Here is a 16,818-nt window from a genome sequence, read left to right as displayed (position 1 = left end):
AAGGATCAAACGCGAAAGACATCCGTTCGCTGCCTGCGGAGCCGTGCCGCGCACGCCACTTCGTGCGGACGGCACCGGCATTCGGCACGCTGCGGACGACGACGAACGCGGTAACGATCGTTCGCATCCGACATTCGAGCGCCGCTCGGTATCGAGCCCGCTACGCGGTTCGTTCGGACTGTAGACCGGCGTGCAGACGCGTCATTCGACTTCGTCGGTCCGACGCCGCCACTGTCCCGGCGTCATCCCCATCTTGTCGGTGAACACGCGCCGGAATGCCGCGACCGATCGGTAGCCGATCGATTCGGCTACCGCCTCGGTGCTCATCGCCGGCTTCTTCAGTTCATTGGCGGCAAGCGTCATCCGGATGTCGGTGAGCAGATCCGTCGCGGAACGGCCCAGCTTGTCGTGGAAGTGGCGCATGAACGTCGCGCGCGACATGTTGCATAGATCGGCCAGCTCGGGCAGGCTCCACGGTCGCGCGGGGTCGGCGAACATCGCGGCAATCGCGGGCGCCAGCCGCGGATGGCCGGCCAGCGCGAGCAGCCCCGCCGGCGCTTGCCCGGCTTCGCTTGCCGCGCGCAGCACCAGCGTGAACAGCGCGGAGGTCAGCGCGTTCAGCGTCGCGTATCCGCCCGGTCTGTCGCCGACCGACACCATCCGCATCAGCTCGACGAGACTCGCCAACTGGTTCGATGCGGAGCCGCTGTCGTTCTCGCCGCCGCTCACGTAACGCACGGTCAGCGTTGTCGGCAGATAGTCGCGAATCAGCCGGTCATGCGGCGGTCGGATGAAGAACCGTCCGCACAGCAGGTCCAGACGCTCGCCGGAAGCATCATCGCTGCTACGCGGCCGTCCGCCCGAGCCATGACGGTTGCAGGTGACGCATCGCACCTGTCGGCTGCCGTCGTGCAGCACGTGCGCGGCGCCGTGCGGCAGCAGTACGATGTCGCCGCCGACCAGTTCCGTGATCGCTCCCGTGCCGGCATCCTCGAGCACCGCGCGTCCGTTGAGCACGACGTGGTACGGAATCTCGTGTGCGGCGGCCCGAGCCCACGTCAACTGCCACGGCGAACCGTAACCGCAGCGCACCTCGAGCTGGCCGGTGACGGTAATCATTTGCAGAAGCTGGCTCAGCGAGTCGACTTGGGACATAGGTTTTTGGAATTCGAGTTGGCCGTGCACTGCGTGGGCATCGAAGCGGACCATCGTCGCGGCGCCGTGCATGTCGCCGCGTAGTGCGCGCGGGCGCGGTCTCCACGTCCATACGCTTCGCGCCTCGCATTTCCGGCACGGCGCCGTGCCTGCGCGATACGCGTTGCGTGCATGCGGACGCTGCCCGATCGAACACGCGACCGGCCGCGCCGACAACGCGCCCTCGTCGTCAATGACGCACTTCGCGTCGACGTTCACAACGCAACCGGACTGCTGCCGTTCGTATGCGGCTGCTATTCGGCTGCTCGGATCGCGCTTATCTGATCGGTGTGGTGAGCTTCTTGTCGTCGCTGTCGACGACGAACACGGCGAGCAGCTTCGCCGGCTCGGTCCTGCTCGCGTTCCGGCTGATCGAATGAGTCGCACCGGGCGGTTCGGACCAGCTCTCGCCGGCGCGGTACACGCGCACGTCGCCGTCGTTCACCTTCGACTCGATTGCGCCCGACACCACATACGCGTAAATGAAAGCGGACTTCGCGTGCACGTGTGGCGCGGAAGCGGCGCCCGGCGGATACTCGACCTCTACCGCGACGAGCGACTTGCCCGGCAGGTTCGGGATCGCTTGTTCGAAATTCGGCTTCACGATTTCGCCGGCGCGATGGGCGGCAGCGAAGGCGCTCGCGACGATGACGGATGTCGCGAATGCCGCAATCAGAATCGGACGGACGTTCATCGTCGGCTCCCCCGTGTTGGCGTTCGCATTCTGTACCAACCATGGTACGAACTGAAGAACCAAGAATTCCGGATTTTGTGTGTACCAAGGCGCGCATCGAATGAGACGATCGAGCAGCAGGTTGCGCCTTTCATGCATTCACGAACCGATGCGCGTTGCCTACACTGCACGCAGGCCGTCAGCGACGGATCGCGACAGAAAACGCGATGCGATCGTCGCATGCGGCCGCTCGATCAGGAGTCAGGCAATGCGCACGATCACCACGAATTTCGCCGTCATCGGCGCTGGCACGGCGGGCCTCGCCGCTTATCGCGCGGCGCGGGCCGAAGGTGCGTCCGCCGTCATTATCGAAGGCGGCCCATACGGCACGACCTGTGCGCGCGTGGGCTGCATGCCGTCGAAGCTGCTGATCGCGGCCGCCGAGGCCGCGCATGCGGCGAACCACGCCGCACCGTTCGGCATCGCGGTCGGCAACGTGCGCGTCGACGGAGAAGCGGTGATGGCGCGCGTGCGGCGAGAACGCGATCGTTTCGTCGGATTCGTCGTCGACGGCGTCGAAGCATTGCCCGTTGAAGATCGACTGGTCGGGTACGCACGCTTCGTCGATAACGGTCTGCTGCAGGTCGACGATCACACGCGGGTGCGTGCGGCGAGCGTCGTGATCGCGACGGGCTCGACGCCGACCATTCCGGATGTCCTGAGCGGCGTTCGCGATCGCGTCGTCGTCAACGACGACGTGTTTGCGTGGACGACGCTGCCGCGCAGCGTCGCCGTAATGGGGCCCGGCGTGATAGGCCTCGAACTCGGGCAGGCGCTCGCGCGGCTCGGCGTACGCGTGAGCGTGTACGGCGCGCGCGGCAGCGTCGGTCAACTGACCGACCCGAAGCTCGTGGAGGCCGCACGCGCGATCTTCGGCGACGCATTTCATTTCGAGCCGAGCGGCACGATGCTGAGTGCGACGCGCGTCGACGACGGCGTCACGCTACGCTACCGCCGCGCCGACGGATCGACGATCGACGCGACATACGAGTACGTGCTCGCCGCCACCGGCCGGCATCCCGACGTCCGCAATCTGGGGCTCGCGAACACGTCGATCGAACGGGGCGAGCATGGCGTGCCGCAATTCGATCCGCAGACGCTGCAGGTCTACCGTCACCCGGTGTTCATCGCCGGCGATGCGAACGGCGTTCTGCCGCTGCTGCACGAAGCAGCCGACGAAGGCCGCGCGGCCGGCCGCAACGCCGCACGCTATCCGGACGTTGCAAAAATCGAGCGGCGTGCGCCGCTGGCGATCGTGTTTTCCGATCCGCAGATCGCGCTCGTCGGCGCACGCCATCGCGAGCTGCGTGCGGACACGTCCGTGACGGGCGAGGTGAGCTTCGAAGACCAGGGACGCAGTCGCGTGATGTTGAAAAATCGCGGGCGCGCGCATGTCTACGTCGACCGCGCGACACGGCGATTCGTCGGTGCAGAGATGCTGGGCCCGTCCGCCGAACATATCGGGCACTTGCTTGCGTGGAGCTTGCAGATGGAACTCACCGTCGATGCGATGCTGGCGATGCCGTTCTATCACCCGGTCGTTGAAGAGGGATTGCGTACCGCGCTCAGGGATGCCGCGGCCAAACTTGGCACGCGGCAGCAGTAGCGCATTGCGCGGATCGCGCGACCCTCTCGCGGGCGTTCGGCACGTGGTGCATCTCAGTGGCCCGCGCTCTGACCGCCGTCGACATGCAGGATCTCGCCGGTGATGAACGGTGCTGCATCGAGAAACAGGATTGCGTCGGCAATATCGCCCGCTTTACCGAGGCGGCCGACAGGATTGAACGCGCTTAGCGCTTCGTGAATTTCCGGTGCGTGCATCGGTGTATCGATGTTGCCCGGTGCCACAGCGTTGACGCGGATGCCCTTCTTTGCATATTCGATCGCGAGCGATTTCGTCGCAGCGTTGATGCCGCCCTTCGTCAGCGCAGCCAGAACCGAGTACACGCCGCCGATCGCGACCTGGTCGATGCTGGCCGTGACGCTGACCACGTGGCCGCTTCCCTGCTTCTCCATCTCGGCGATCGCGAGCTGCGTGACGTGATAAAAACCCGCCACGTTGACCTTCATCACGGCTTCGTAGTCTTCGACCGTGTGTTCGGTGAACGGCTTGCCGATGTAGATGCCCGCGTTGTTGACCAGCGTATCGATTCGACCAAACCGCGCGACGCCTTCGTCGATTACGCGTCGTGCCGTCGCCCGATCGCCGATGTCGCCGGCGATGCATAAAACGTTGTCGTCGTTCGACGGCTTGATCGAGCGCGACGTCGCGACGATCCGGTAGTCGAGCTGTCGAAACGCGTCGACGACTTTCGCGCCGATGCCCTGCGACGCGCCGGTAACGACGACAACCTTCTTCGATGTGCTCATGCTTTACCCGCGAGAATCGGTCAAGGAACCACGGTTGCACTCCGCCGTGCCGTCTTGTCATTCTTCATCATCGACTGTGCGCGCGGAAGAACCAAGATTGCCGCTTTTCGTGCGTACCAAACGCACGCTTCGGGCGCTGCCATTCCGCTCGACCGCGCTGCGTTGATCCTTTCGAGCATGTCATTGAGCCGGTTCAGTCTCGAATCCGTTATTCGACCGCACTACCGTGGAGACTCGTTAACCGCTGACGCGAATGTCCTGCGAGGAGGCGCTGTCGAGCCATGAAACAAGTCCACCAGATCGGTGACCGGATCACCGACCCATCCATACCGCCCGATGAAGACACCGTGCGCGCGTGGCTCGGGCCGAAGGCGTTCAAGCATTGGCGCGAACTGCAAAGCTGGATCGACGCGTCGTACCCCGGTGTTTTCGAACCGGACTGGATTTACGGCGGCAGGAAAAGCGGCTGGTCGCTGCGCTACAAGAAAACGAGAGCGCTGTGTACGCTGGTTCCGTCATACCGGCACTTGTCGGTGCTCGTGGTCCTGGGAAAAGCCGAGCGAGAGAAGTTCGATGAGCGACGCTATTCGTGGAGCCCGCAACTGGTCCAACTCTACGACGAAGCGCGCGCGTATCCGGACGGCAAATGGTTGACCATCGAAATCGCGTCCGCCGACGGTAGACGCGAGCTGACGGATCTGATCGGGATGAAACGCGCCCCGTCGATCAACCGTTGAAGCGCGCCGTGCCGTTACGTGCCTCACGCATTTGATCGTCGGCACCGATGCGTGCATTCGGCACGATCGCATGCTTCGTATGCCTCTATAGCTGCTGGCGGAAATGCATGCCGAACGACAACAGACCCTGACGGAAATAGAAGCGTTGCGCGCGCGCATTCCCGAGCCCGGTATCGAGCACGAAGTTCGCGCACTGTTGCCTTCGGGCTTCGTCGCGCAACGCGTCGATCAGCATCGCGCCAAGCCCGTGCTGACGGGCACCGGCGGTCGTCACCAGATCGTCGACGTAGAGAAACCGTCCGTACAGCAGGTTCTCCTGCACGCGATAACCGGCGAGTGCCGCTACCTGTCCGTCTTGCCACACGGCCAGCAGCCGATACCCGTGCGCGGCCTGGCGACGCACCTGCGCGGCAAACGCGGCGGCATCCGTCAGGTGAGGGCGCAGTTCGCGCATCACACTGAAAGCGGCCTCGTAGTCCTGCTCGCTGTCGAGATGATTCAGTCGGAAAGGCGTCATCGGTGTTCCTCGTCGTCCTGCGATCAATTTACAAAACCGATGATCTGCCCGACAGGGACAAGAACGGACCGATTGAATGGGACATGATCGATGGACTGGCCATATGTCGAATCGCCTCGGGAAGACGATGCGCCCATCTACCTGCAGCTCTATCGCCGCTACCGCGACGCGATAACGGCCGGCAAGCTGCGCCCGGGCGACCGAGTGCCGTCCGTGCGCAGCCTCGCGAGCGAACTGAACCTTGCGCGCGGTACGGTCGAGGCGGCCTACCAGATGCTGTCGAACGAAGGATATTTCGTGACGCTCGGTGCCGCCGGTACGCGAGTCGCGCCGGCTCTCGCGGATCCGGCCCAGACGGTCGCCCGCCACGCGAAGGTGCGCGTCGTTCGCGAATCGCTGCACGCGCCGACCGTCACGAGCAATGTGCGGCCGTTCCAGCTCGGCGTGCCCGCACTCGACGCGTTCCCGAGGAAGACCTGGGCGCGTATCGCGGGACGCAGTCTGCGCACGCTCGACGCAGCCGCGATGATGTCGCCCGATCCGGCCGGCTACCTGCCGCTGCGGCGCGCCATCGCGGCCTATCTGCAGATCTCGCGCGGCGTCGCGTGCACGTACGAGCAGGTATTCGTGACGGCCGGCTATCGCGGCGCACTGGAACTCGTGCGCCGCACCTTACTGCATGCCGGCGATCTCGGGTGGTACGAGGATCCGGGATACGCGCTTGGCCGGCACTACCTGGAACTCGCGGACCTGCGACTCGCACCGGCACCGGTGGACGACGAGGGGATCGACGTCGCGGCGGCGCTGCGGCGCGCGCCGCAGGCGCGCTTTGCAGTAGTCACGCCGGGTCGCCAAAGCCCGACCGGTGTCGCGCTGTCGCCGACACGCAGGCTGGAACTGCTGGAATGGGCAACGCGCCGCCGCGCATGGATCGTCGAGGACGATTACGACAGCGAGTTTCACTACCACGGCCGCCCTGTGCCGGCGCTGCAGAATCTCGATCGCGATGGACGCGTGCTTTACACCGGCACGTTCAGCAAGGTGCTGTTGCCCGGACTGCGGCTCGCCTATCTGGTCGTTCCGGAGGTGCTGGTCGGCCGATTCGCGCACGTGGCCGGCCGTCTTCCGGGCCCCGGATCGATCCTGCCGCAGGCGACCGTCGCCGCTTTCATGGAGCAAGGGCACTTCGCTCGCCACTTGCGCAAGATGCGCGCGCTGTATGCCGAGCGGCGCGCGTTTCTGGTCGATGCGCTCGCCCGGACGCTTGACGAACATCTGCACGTCCGGCCGCAGGCAGGCGGCGTACACGTACTCGCGTATCTGAGCGACCGGCACGACGACAAGCGCGTCGCCGCGGCCGCCGCAGCCGACGGGCTTGGCGTGCAGTCATTGAGCGACTGGCGGATGCGCGCGTCCGCGCAAGGCGGGCTGCTGATGGGGTTTGCGAACTTCGCAACGGCGGAAGACGCGCGCGCTGCCGTACAGCGCTTGTCGGCGCATCTTGTCGAGGGAAAAGGCTGACGCGTGTGCGGACCGCGCGCGTGTTCGACCGCACAGCCGGCTGGCAAACGGCTTGAGGAAGCCGCGCATCGCCGATTGTCAGGCGAGCGCGGGCGTTCTGCGCTGCGGCACGAGAAAGCCGTGCCGGCGCGGCGGAGCCCGGCGATACGAAGACGACCGCCAGCGCCGCGATCGCGGCACGACGAAATCGCTTGGTGTCCCTTTAAGTCACCTGCTTACAAAATGCGACCGGCCTCGCGGCGACTCGACTACTCGTTTTCCTCGAAGTAATGCCCGAACTTCACCTGCTTGGTCCGGATATAGCGCTCGTTTTCCTCGCGCACCGGTACCGCGAGCGCGACGCGTTCGCAAACGGGAATGCCGTGCTTCACGAGCGTGTCGAATTTCTTCGGGTTGTTGCTCATCAGGCGCACCGACGTCACGCCGAGCATACGGAGAATCGCGGCGGCCGAATCGTATTCGCGCGCATCGTCTGGCAGCCCGAGGTCGAGGTTCGCCTCGACGGTGTCGCGCCCCTGCTCCTGCAGCGCATATGCGCGGATCTTGTTGCTAAGGCCGATGCCGCGCCCCTCGTGGCCGCGCAGATACAGCAGCACGCCGCGCCCTTCGGCCGCGACGTAGCGCAATGCCAGATCGAGCTGTTCGCCGCAATCGCAACGATACGAGCCGAACACGTCGCCGGTGAGGCATTCGGAATGCAGCCGCGTCAGCACGGACTGCTCGCCGGTCACGTCGCCCATCACCAGCGCGAGATGTTCGGCATCGCTGCCCGATACGCGAAACGCGTAAGACGTGAACGTACCGTAGCGCGTGGGCAGCGACGCGGTGGCAACGAGCGTCACGCACTCGTCGGCGTGGCCATTGCCCGGCGCGGGCGATTGGGGACGCGAAGACATCATGGATTCAATCGAAACGAACAGGAATGTAGGAATTTTCTGGATGGTGCGTGACGGGAGTTTACCGCTAATCTGCAAACGTCACGCGACTGCCGCTGCCTGCCCGGCTATACTGGGTTTCATCGGGTGACGCGCATCACGCCCTGCCTTCCCTGGATCGTCCCGCATACGGAGAAAGCGAATGAGCACGACTGTGGCGCAAATTCTCAAGGCCAAGCCGGATTCCGGTCGCACCATCTACACCGTCACGAAAACCGATCTCGTGTACGACGCCATCAAGCTGATGTCGGACAAAGGCATCGGCGCGCTGCTCGTGATGGACGGCGACGACATCGCGGGCATCGTCACCGAGCGCGATTACGCGCGCAAGGTCGTGCTGCAGGATCGCTCGTCGAAAGCCACGCGCGTCGAGGAAATCATGACGACGAAGGTGCGCTACGTCGAACCGTCGCAGACGAGCGACGAGTGCATGGCGCTGATGACCGAGCACCGGATGCGCCACCTGCCCGTTCTCGACGACGGCAAGCTGATCGGCCTCGTGTCGATCGGCGACCTGGTGAAGAGCGTGATCGCCGATCAGCAGTTCACGATCAGCCAGCTCGAGCACTATATCCACGGCACGCCGGCCGTCACGTCGACCTGACCGGCCCCGCTCCAACAAAAAGGCCCAGACGCGCGAGCGCCTGGGCGGAAAGCCGCCGGGATGCGGCGACGGAGGTTCTGCTCCTGCGGACGGACGATGCGGGCGGGGCGCGTCGTCGATTGACCGGTGCGCGCGGGCAGAGCCGGGGCGTGCGTTTTAGTGACCGAAGTAAACCGAGTTCACCGGGTTCGGCGCTTCACGCGTGATCGGGCGGCCCGACTGTGCTGCGCCCGTCGCGGCGGCACCGTAGCCGCTCGTATCGGCATGGGCGAGCATCGGCTGGTTCGGCTGAACGCGCTGTTCGGCCGCGAGGATGTCGTTCGGGTATTGCGAATCGCTCGCCTGCGGCTTGTAGCCGTTTTGTTCCAGTTGCACGAGTTCGGCGCGGACCTGTTCGCGGGTCAGCCCTTGCTCGGATTGCGCAAACGACGCGATCGGGGTGGCGATAACGGTAGCGGCAATCGCTGCGTAGATGATCGACTTCATGATGGACCTCCGAAATGTGTTCTGTTTTGCCTTCGCCTCGGGCGGAATTGTCTGAAGCGAATGACTGTAGTCTAGTCGGCGTTCCTCCAAGGGAAAACCCTTAGTTAGCATATACAGTGTTGCGATTTTGGAAAGGATTTGCGGCCTTTGGCCAAGCCGAACTGCGACATTTACGTTACTGACAGAACAATCGCTGACGAAGTGCTGACGAATCGATCGCGTCGCCGCAAGCTTGTGTTGTAGAATCGAAAGGTTTTCATCGCCAGCCGATACGTCCGCTCACTCACCATGTACGCGCCCACGCCCCTGAAGCTTTCGCCGTCCGGTCCGGCCGGCGTGCGTGCGCGCGTCGGTCGTCTGGCGCGTCCCCTCGCTCGACCCTCGGCCCAAGCGCCGCTCGCCGCCGCCCGGCGCCTGATCTGACGCCCGCTCTCCCCGGAGCCGGTCAGACAGGCTCCGGGCGATCACTTGAAGGCGCGTCCCGCCTGCCCTGCCGATCATTTGGAGAACCGTCATGAAGCAACGCCTTTACCAGCTCACCGAACTCGATGTCGCGCGTCTCGAAAAGTACGCGGAACACAACCCGCGCTTTCAGGCGATGCTCGACACGCTGCTCGAACGCGCCGAAATCGTCAGATCGGACGCGATCAAAGCCAACGTCGTCACGATGAATTCCCAGATCACGCTGCTCGACGAAGCGACCCAGGAGCCGGCCACCTGGACCATCGTGTATCCGGATGCCGCGAACCTCGAACTCGGCCGTCTGAACGTGTTCTCGCCGGTCGGGATGGCGCTGTTGGGCACGCAACGCGGCCAGTCGGTGAAAGTGATGCAGCCGAGCGGCACGGAAAAGCTGATGAAGGTCGCGGAAATCGTGTTCCAGCCGGAAGCGAACGGCGAATACACGCGCTGACGCCGCGCGGTGACGCGACGGCGGAGCGCCGCGGGCCGAGAATGAAAAAGCGAGGCATGAGCCTCGCTTTTTTTGTGCGTGCGCCGCGATGAGGCCACCGCACAGACCGGTTCTGCCCGGCACATGCGAAAAAAAGGCGCCCGAAGGCGCCTTTTTCGAAGCTGGTTACCCAGCCGTCACGCTTAGAAGCGGTGACGCAGACCAACCGTTGCTGCGGTTTGGTTGATCGACGAGCTCGGCAGCGTGTCGATGTTGCCGTTGTAGATCGACGCGTTCGCGCCGCTAGCACGCTGGTACACAGCCTGTGCGTACACGTCGGTACGCTTCGACAGTGCGTAGTCAGCCTGCAGGCCAACTTGGTGCCAGTGAGCGCTGTCCTGACCCAGACGCGCGTTCGAGTACGTGTAAGCAACGCCCAGACCCAGAGCCGGCGTCAGGTTGTACTTGCCGTTGACTTCGTAGTTATCGATGCGAACCGACGTACCGGTCGCGCCCGTGTTGTCCAGACGAGCTTGCGTCCATGCCGCGCCGACTTGTGCCGGGCCGAATGCGTAGCCAGCAGCTGCGCCGTACGTACGGACGCGGCCTTGCGTTGCCAGCGTGTCAACTGCGCCGCCGGTCGTTTGGCCCGGGTTGTTCAGTTGCGAGTACGCACCTGCGATCTTCAGGCCTTGGAACTGGTACGACACGCCGCCGCTGTAAGCACGGTTGTTGCCGAAGTTCGTGTTGTTCGAGAACGAGTACGTGCCGCCGAATTGCAGGCCAGCGTAGTTAGCGCTCGTGAACTTGATGCTGTTGTTCGGCGAGTAGCCACCGTTCGTGCTCAGGTTGTCGAAGTTGCCGACGTGCGCGAAGTACGTACCACCCCAGCTGCCCGTTGCGGTCAGCGGAGCCAGGTAGTCTTGAACGGAGTCATACTGCTTGCCCAGCGTGACGGTGCCGTACTGGCTCGACAGACCGACGAAAGCCTGACGGTTGAACATGCCGCCGTTGTTACGGAAACGGCCGTTGCCGATGTCGAAGCCGCTCTCCAACGTGAAGATCGCCTTCAGGCCACCACCGAGGTCTTCCGAACCACGCAGGCCGAAGCGGCTCTGGTCAATGCCCGAGCCCATCGACCACAGCGACTTGCCAGCCTGGCCCGGGGCCGGCTGAACGTTGCTTTGGTACGTGATGCCTGCGTCCAGCACGCCGTACAGCGTGACGCTGCTTTGCGCGTGAGCGACGGTTGCGAACGATGCTGCAGCTGCTGCAACGATCAGAGTCTTGTTCATTCGTGGAGCTCCCTTCTAAAAAGAGGCAGGTCTCGCGACCTTGTTTCATAAACGGTCTCAACCGCCCGGGAACGCCATCGGTCCTGCTGGCTGCGCCCGGATAGTTGCCCGTTTGGGAACCGTGAGTTTAGGGGTGTACCCTAGGGGAGCGATCCGCAAATAAAGAAATAAGCTTTTCCAGAACCAGAAATAATGAAAGTGGGGTCTAGTTATAAGTATTTGTTTTGCCGTAGTTTTTTGACTTCTTGACGAAAGCATTTTGGTCGCTTCTATCGCACCATTCTTTCATGTCACCGTCTTGACGGTTGCATAGAAACAACAGGCGGATCCGAGCCGACAGCGCCAAATCGGTACTTTTTACCCGATTCTGTCTCAAATTCTGGGTGGCAAGACCTAAAACCAGTGGTTCCGCTTGGTAAACAGGAGGCCCATCGCACGAACGGGCCGCACATGCCCGGCGAGCGCTCCGACGTTGCGCGCGTGACACACCGTAACACCGCTGGCAGCCGTCGTAACGCGCCCGCGCGGCCGGCACGCTAATGTAATGCGGCATCCGACATTCGAACAGGACATCCCATGAATCGACGCTCGTTGTTGCGCGCGATCGGCTTGACTGCTGCGTTCGTCGGCTCGGGCGGTTCGCTACGCGCGGCCTGGGCTCGGCCGGCGCCGCCCGATCGGCCGCCCCGTTCGAACCGTCCCGATCGCGCGCCGCCGCCGCCGCGTCACGATCGTCGGCCTCGACCGCCGCGCCCGCACGGCTATATCTGGACGGACGGCTACTGGCGCTGGCAGCACGGCCGCTATATATGGGTGCCGGGCCGCTGGGTCGCGCGACGCCCGGGCCGCCGCTGGGTGCCCGGCTACTGGCGCCGCCAGGGACACGCGTGGATCTACGTCGACGGCTACTGGCGGTAGCCGCGAGCAAACGGCGCGACCGCAATCGGGATCGCGCTTGGGCCGGATGGCGGTGTCGTACACGCGCCTGGGGATACGCGCCTCGCCCGTGACGCCCGTGACGCCCGTGACGCCCGTGACGCCCTGACGCCCTGACGCCCTGACGCCCTGACGCCCGTGACGCCCTGACGCCCGTGACGCCCTGACGCCCTGACGCCCTGACGCCCTGACGCCCTGACGCCCTGACGCCCTGACGCCCTGACGCCCTGACGCCCTGACGCCCTGACGCCCTGACGCCCTGACGCCCTGACGCCCTGACGCCCTGACGCCCTGACGCCCTGACGCCCTGACGCCCTGACGCCCTGACGCCCTGACGCCCTGACGCCCTGACGCCCTGACGTCCTGACGCCCTGACGCCCTGACGCCGCCGCGGTCCTTAACCCACGCGCAGCGCGAGCAGCTGCTCGGTCGTCAGCACGTCGGCGAACGTATCGGACAGCGCGGCGAGCGTCGCGCGATGAAGGTCGCGGTGCGCGACGGTACCGCCGTCGGCCATGTCGAGGTCGCGCGTCGCGCACGCATCTTCGATGACGATCGCCGAATAACCGAGCGGCACTGCATCGCGCGTCGCGCCGGCGACGCACGCGTGCGTCATCAGTCCGGTGACGATCAGCGTGTCGATGCCCGCCGCCTTCAGCCGCGCGTCGATGTCGGTCGTCGGAAACACGCTGACCGACGTCTTCTTCACGACCGCGTGATGCGGCGCCGGCTGCAGGTCGGCATGGAAGCGAAAACTGTCGCTACCGTCCGCAAAGAGCGGGCCATCGGCCGGACCGACGTGCTGCACGTGAAAGACCGGCATCCCGGCCCGATCGGCGAACGCGACCACGCGCTGCGCGTTCGCGAGCGCGCGCGAGCCTTCGGGAATGGGCAGGCGTCCGCTGAAATATTCGTTCTGGAAATCGATCACCAGCAGCGCGGTGCGGACAGCGTCGATCGACGTCGGCGCCGTTGCGCCGGCAAGGTTACGGATGGTCGGATGTTGCATGGTCGTTCTCTCGGTTAGCACATCGTACGGAGCGGCGGCCCGGCGCTGCCGGCGCCGCCACGCGCGGCCGGCGAGCCGTTCACACCGGAAACGGGCTCGCGTCGACCGCGAGGCGCCAGTGTCGGTCCGCACGGCCGGGCGCGACAGTGGCCCGCGGGACAAGCTCCGACAGGATTGGGCCAAGCCGTGCGGCAGGCGCCGGCGCACGACAGCGCGACCGCTCTCGCACCGCCCCTATGTGTCCTCGTACGCAACGGTCATCAGGAGGCCGAGTACCAAGCCGGCGCCGCCGGTCAGCAACGGGCCGGTTTCGCCGCGCGCCGGCAGCAGGCTCATGCGCGCCCATCACAACCGACGCGACAGCCGTCACCGAGCCGGCGATGCCGAGCACCGGCCTTGCCGCTCCTCGCTGACGGCATCCGGGAACGCGGTGTATACACAGCACAGGCGGATGAGGCCGTCGAGATGAAATTCGGTCGCAATTTCGACAAGATGCGCCGCGTGCTCGCGCGTCGCGTGCTATCTGGAGCGCGCCGGCGATCGTCGTATGGGCAACCATGTCGATGCACCGACGACCGCCGCGAGAGCGCACGCAGCACGGGCTCGTGCGGAAACACCCGACGATCGCTGAATATCGCGGCCCTCATCGACGGTGCACGAGCCGAAGCCCATCGCCGTCATCGCGATGGCGAGCAGACAGATGCCGAGCAATGTGGAGTCGAGCCGGGACATACCAGTGGTCCGAACCGCGTCCGAATAATCGCCAGCGTCACGATCGGCCGGCGGCCCCAGTAGACTGCACCTGCGATGCTAGCCATCGAACGGTCCGATACCGATAGTCGCCCTGCGGCCCGCGCCGAGGCCATGACCGCGCGGCCAGCCGCCCGGCGCGGGCGCCAAGCCGCTTTACTCGGCGCTGGTCACCGGCTCACGGCGAAACTGCCGCCGCGCGAGCACGCACGGTGCGCCGTCGCGCATGAACACGCTCGCGGCCAGCCCGAACGACGCCGCGAACAGTACGTACCAGGCAGGCGCGACGGGCGAGCCGCTCGCGCGCGTCAGCCATGTAACGATGAACGGCGCGAAGCCGCCGAAGATCATCACCGCGATGTTGTACGCGAGCGCAATACCGGTCGAACGCATGCGCGTCGTGAACTGCTCGGCGAGCGCCGTCGGCGCGGGACCGTAGGTCACGCCGATGATCGTGCAGATCACCAGCTGCATCACGAGCAGCCGGCCGATGCTCGGCGCGGCGGCCAGCCACGAGAACAGCGGATAGGTGACCGTCAGCAGCGCCAGCATGCCGGCGAGCAGCACCGGCCGGCGGCCGATACGGTCGGACACCATCGCCGCCACCGGGATCGTCAGCGTCAGCAGCGCGACCGCCGCCATCTGCGCCTGGAACACCTCGTCGAGCGGCAGCCCGAAGGTCCGGTTCACGAACGTCGGCATATTGACGAGCATCACGTAGAACACGGCCGTGCCCGTGATCGTCTGCCCCATCGACACCAGCACGCCGCGCAGATTGTCGCGCAGCACGCGCGCCACGCTGGCGGGCGGCTCGGCCGGCGACTTGCTGGCTTGGACGAATGCATCGGTCTCTTCCATGTGGCGGCGGATCCACAGGCCGACCGGCCCGATCAGCAGCCCGAGCGCGAACGGCACGCGCCAGCCCCAGCTGTCGAGCGCACCGGCCGACAGCGACTGCGTCGCCCACGCGCCGATCGCCGCGCCCGAGAATACCGCGAGACACTGGCCGATCAGCTGCCACGATCCGTACAGGCCGCGCCGGTGCGCGGGCGCACTTTCGACGAGGAACGACGTCGCGCTCGCGTATTCGCCGCCGGTCGCGAAGCCCTGCAGCAGCCGCGCAATCACGATCAGGATCGGCGCGGCAGGGCCGATCGCCGCATACGTCGGCGCGAACGTGATCATCGCGATCGACAGCGTCATCAGCAGGATGACCAGCTGCATCGCCGCCTTGCGGCCCTTGCGGTCCGCATAGAGCCCGAGCAGGATGCCGCCCACCGGACGCATGAAGAAGCCGACGCCGAACGTCGCGAGCGACATCAGCAGCGATGCGTACTGGCTGTCGGCCGGAAAGAACAGTCTCGCGATGATGGCGGAGAAGAACCCGTAAACGATGAAGTCGTACCACTCGAGGGTATTGCCGATGACAGCGGCAACCACTTGCCGATGTCGCGTGCTCCGACCTGAATCAGCGCGCATGCGTGTCTCCTGCAGTCTCATGAGGCCGCGCCGCGCGATGCGTCGCGCCATGCCGCCGGCACGGCGCATGCGGCCTGCCCGTTGGTGTACGCCGGCCCGCGCGGCGCGACACACGCCGGCATCCAGCCGCCCTCTGCCGGTATAGGTCCGACGTGAACCGATGATAGGCACGCAGCAAATGCGCATCAATTAAGCCGGATGGCGAAGCATTAGCCGCAGATTAAATGTCGGCACCGGCCGCGAACGAAGTAGCCGCGATCGCGTTCACGCGGCCGCCGTCCCGCGCTCGCGCGAACGGCCCGCTTGCGCGCCGTTCGCCCGGCTTTTCGCGCATTGTGACGACCGCGGTTCTCGGGCAGAATTTTCGATCGACCTGCTTCCGCCGTCCGACCATGCGCAATCGCATCAACGAAGAGATCACCTTCCGCAAGCTCGAGGTGCTACTCGCGTTCATGGAAGCCGGCAGTCTCGCGAAAGCGGCCGAAGCGCTGGGCGTCAGCACGGTGAGCGTGCACCGTGCGCTGCATACGCTGGAAGAAGGCATGCATTGGGCGCTATTCCGTCATGAAGGCCGCAACCTGCTCCCGACCGAAGCCGCACAGGTGCTGGCCGAAGTCGCCGACGAAGTGATCAAGACGATGACCGACGGGATTCGCGCGACGCGCGAGGCGGCCGGCTACGGCGCGGGTCAGTTGAAGATCGGCTCGCTCTATTCGCTCACGATCCGCGCCGTGCCCGAAGTCGTGATCGCGCTGAAGGAGCGCCGTCCGCAGTTGCAAGCCGAGCTTGTACTCGGCTCGAACGCGGACCTGCTCGACAAGCTCAGGCAAGGCGCAATCGACGCGACGCTGATGGCACTGCCCGAGCCCGACGCGGAAATCGAATCGATCGCCCTGTTCGAGGACGAGATGTTCTTTGCCGCGCCGGTCGATTCGCCGTATGCGCGCTGCGATGCGATCGATCTCGGCGCTTGCCGCGACGAGCCGTTCGTATCGCTCGGCGACGGCTTTGCGACGCATCAGGGCTTCACGGAAGCGTTCCGCGCCGCCAGCATTACGCCGAACATCGCGATGCGGGTGGGCGACATCTTCTCGCTGATCAACCTCGTGTCGGGCGGCGTCGGCTATTCGCTGCTGCCCGGCCGCGTGCGCGACCTGTTCGCGCACAAGATCACGCTCGTGCCGATCGCCGGGCACACGATCCGCCAGACGATCGGCCTGAGTTTCCTCCATCGTCGCGAACGCGACCCGAACCTGCTCGCGCTCGCAACGGTCTGCAGGCTGACGGTCAAGGCGTCGAATCGGGGCTGACGCGCGCGGCGGCATCATTGGCGAACGCGACGCAGCGTAGCGAAACGCGA

The 16,818-nt window shown here is 65.2% G+C and carries 16 protein-coding genes; 7 read left to right on the top strand and 9 right to left on the bottom strand.

Annotated elements, in window-relative coordinates:
- Positions 1 to 201: 201 nt before the first annotated feature.
- Both BCR55_RS24775 and BCR55_RS24770 read right to left on the bottom strand, forming a co-directional pair.
- Positions 202 to 1,155 (bottom strand): AraC family transcriptional regulator, encoded by a 954-nt coding sequence (locus BCR55_RS24775; protein ID WP_065496757.1) that lies wholly within the window; start codon positions 1,153 to 1,155, stop codon positions 202 to 204.
- Positions 1,156 to 1,471: 316 nt separating this feature from the next.
- The gene (locus BCR55_RS24770; protein WP_006403173.1) at positions 1,472 to 1,888 is read right to left on the bottom strand and encodes a cupin domain-containing protein; all 417 of its coding nucleotides are present in this window, start codon (positions 1,886 to 1,888) and stop codon (positions 1,472 to 1,474) included.
- A gap of 247 nt (positions 1,889 to 2,135) precedes the next feature.
- On the opposite strand from BCR55_RS24770, the gene BCR55_RS24765 reads away from it, so the two are divergent.
- Positions 2,136 to 3,533 carry a dihydrolipoyl dehydrogenase gene (locus BCR55_RS24765; RefSeq protein ID WP_065496323.1) on the top strand — a complete coding sequence of 466 codons (1,398 nt, stop codon included), beginning with the start codon at positions 2,136 to 2,138 and terminating at the stop codon, positions 3,531 to 3,533.
- Positions 3,534 to 3,586: 53 nt separating this feature from the next.
- On the opposite strand, the gene BCR55_RS24760 is transcribed toward BCR55_RS24765, so the two are convergent.
- The gene (locus BCR55_RS24760; RefSeq protein WP_065496322.1) at positions 3,587 to 4,297 is read right to left on the bottom strand and encodes an SDR family NAD(P)-dependent oxidoreductase; all 711 of its coding nucleotides are present in this window, start codon (positions 4,295 to 4,297) and stop codon (positions 3,587 to 3,589) included.
- Between the two features lie 281 nt (positions 4,298 to 4,578).
- On the opposite strand from BCR55_RS24760, the gene BCR55_RS24755 reads away from it, so the two are divergent.
- Entirely contained in the window at positions 4,579 to 5,034 is a 456-nt protein-coding gene (locus BCR55_RS24755; protein WP_139094085.1) for a DUF3788 domain-containing protein, read from the top strand.
- An 85-nt stretch (positions 5,035 to 5,119) separates the two neighbouring features.
- Here BCR55_RS24755 and BCR55_RS24750 read toward each other — a convergent pair whose 3' ends face one another.
- Positions 5,120 to 5,551 carry a GNAT family N-acetyltransferase gene (locus BCR55_RS24750; protein WP_006403168.1) on the bottom strand — a complete coding sequence of 144 codons (432 nt, stop codon included), beginning with the start codon at positions 5,549 to 5,551 and terminating at the stop codon, positions 5,120 to 5,122.
- Positions 5,552 to 5,641: 90 nt separating this feature from the next.
- Between BCR55_RS24750 and BCR55_RS24745 the strand changes: the two genes are divergently transcribed.
- Positions 5,642 to 7,072, top strand: a complete 1,431-nt coding sequence (locus tag BCR55_RS24745; RefSeq protein ID WP_065496320.1) for a PLP-dependent aminotransferase family protein — start codon at positions 5,642 to 5,644, stop codon at positions 7,070 to 7,072.
- Positions 7,073 to 7,320: 248 nt separating this feature from the next.
- Here the strand turns inward: BCR55_RS24745 and ribA are convergent, their stop codons facing one another.
- Positions 7,321 to 7,971 carry a GTP cyclohydrolase II gene (ribA, locus tag BCR55_RS24740; protein WP_012216771.1) on the bottom strand — a complete coding sequence of 217 codons (651 nt, stop codon included), beginning with the start codon at positions 7,969 to 7,971 and terminating at the stop codon, positions 7,321 to 7,323.
- A gap of 178 nt (positions 7,972 to 8,149) precedes the next feature.
- Between ribA and BCR55_RS24735 the strand changes: the two genes are divergently transcribed.
- A complete protein-coding gene (locus BCR55_RS24735; protein ID WP_006411114.1) occupies positions 8,150 to 8,611 on the top strand; it encodes a CBS domain-containing protein in 462 nt (153 codons plus the stop codon).
- Positions 8,612 to 8,767: 156 nt separating this feature from the next.
- Here the strand turns inward: BCR55_RS24735 and BCR55_RS24730 are convergent, their stop codons facing one another.
- Positions 8,768 to 9,097, bottom strand: coding sequence for a DUF4148 domain-containing protein (locus tag BCR55_RS24730; RefSeq protein WP_006396741.1), 330 nt, complete (start codon positions 9,095 to 9,097; stop codon positions 8,768 to 8,770).
- A 514-nt stretch (positions 9,098 to 9,611) separates the two neighbouring features.
- Between BCR55_RS24730 and BCR55_RS24720 the strand changes: the two genes are divergently transcribed.
- The gene (locus BCR55_RS24720; RefSeq protein ID WP_006403165.1) at positions 9,612 to 10,010 is read left to right on the top strand and encodes a GreA/GreB family elongation factor; all 399 of its coding nucleotides are present in this window, start codon (positions 9,612 to 9,614) and stop codon (positions 10,008 to 10,010) included.
- Positions 10,011 to 10,192: 182 nt separating this feature from the next.
- On the opposite strand, the gene BCR55_RS24715 is transcribed toward BCR55_RS24720, so the two are convergent.
- Positions 10,193 to 11,284, bottom strand: a complete 1,092-nt coding sequence (locus BCR55_RS24715) for a porin (protein WP_006396739.1) — start codon at positions 11,282 to 11,284, stop codon at positions 10,193 to 10,195.
- A 576-nt stretch (positions 11,285 to 11,860) separates the two neighbouring features.
- On the opposite strand from BCR55_RS24715, the gene BCR55_RS24710 reads away from it, so the two are divergent.
- Positions 11,861 to 12,202 (top strand): YXWGXW repeat-containing protein, encoded by a 342-nt coding sequence (locus BCR55_RS24710; protein ID WP_006403163.1) that lies wholly within the window; start codon positions 11,861 to 11,863, stop codon positions 12,200 to 12,202.
- 415 nt (positions 12,203 to 12,617) lie between these two features.
- Here BCR55_RS24710 and BCR55_RS24705 read toward each other — a convergent pair whose 3' ends face one another.
- Together BCR55_RS24705 and BCR55_RS24700 are read right to left on the bottom strand one after the other, a co-directional pair.
- A complete protein-coding gene (locus BCR55_RS24705; protein WP_065496318.1) occupies positions 12,618 to 13,229 on the bottom strand; it encodes a cysteine hydrolase family protein in 612 nt (203 codons plus the stop codon).
- 906 nt (positions 13,230 to 14,135) lie between these two features.
- On the bottom strand, positions 14,136 to 15,458 hold the full coding sequence (locus BCR55_RS24700) for an MFS transporter (RefSeq protein WP_065496756.1): 1,323 nt from the start codon (positions 15,456 to 15,458) through the stop codon (positions 14,136 to 14,138).
- 392 nt (positions 15,459 to 15,850) lie between these two features.
- Here BCR55_RS24700 and BCR55_RS24695 point away from each other — a divergent pair, with 392 nt between their 5' ends.
- Positions 15,851 to 16,768: a LysR family transcriptional regulator gene (locus BCR55_RS24695; protein WP_065496316.1), complete on the top strand. Its 918-nt coding sequence runs from the start codon at positions 15,851 to 15,853 to the stop codon at positions 16,766 to 16,768.
- The last annotated feature ends 50 nt before the right edge of the window (positions 16,769 to 16,818 follow it).

The sequence above is a fragment of the Burkholderia sp. CCA53 genome (assembly GCF_001685525.1).
GTDB lineage: Bacteria > Pseudomonadota > Gammaproteobacteria > Burkholderiales > Burkholderiaceae > Burkholderia > Burkholderia multivorans.
The sequence above is the reverse complement of the archived record's forward strand: the minus strand, read 5'-3'. Positions and strand labels throughout refer to the sequence as shown.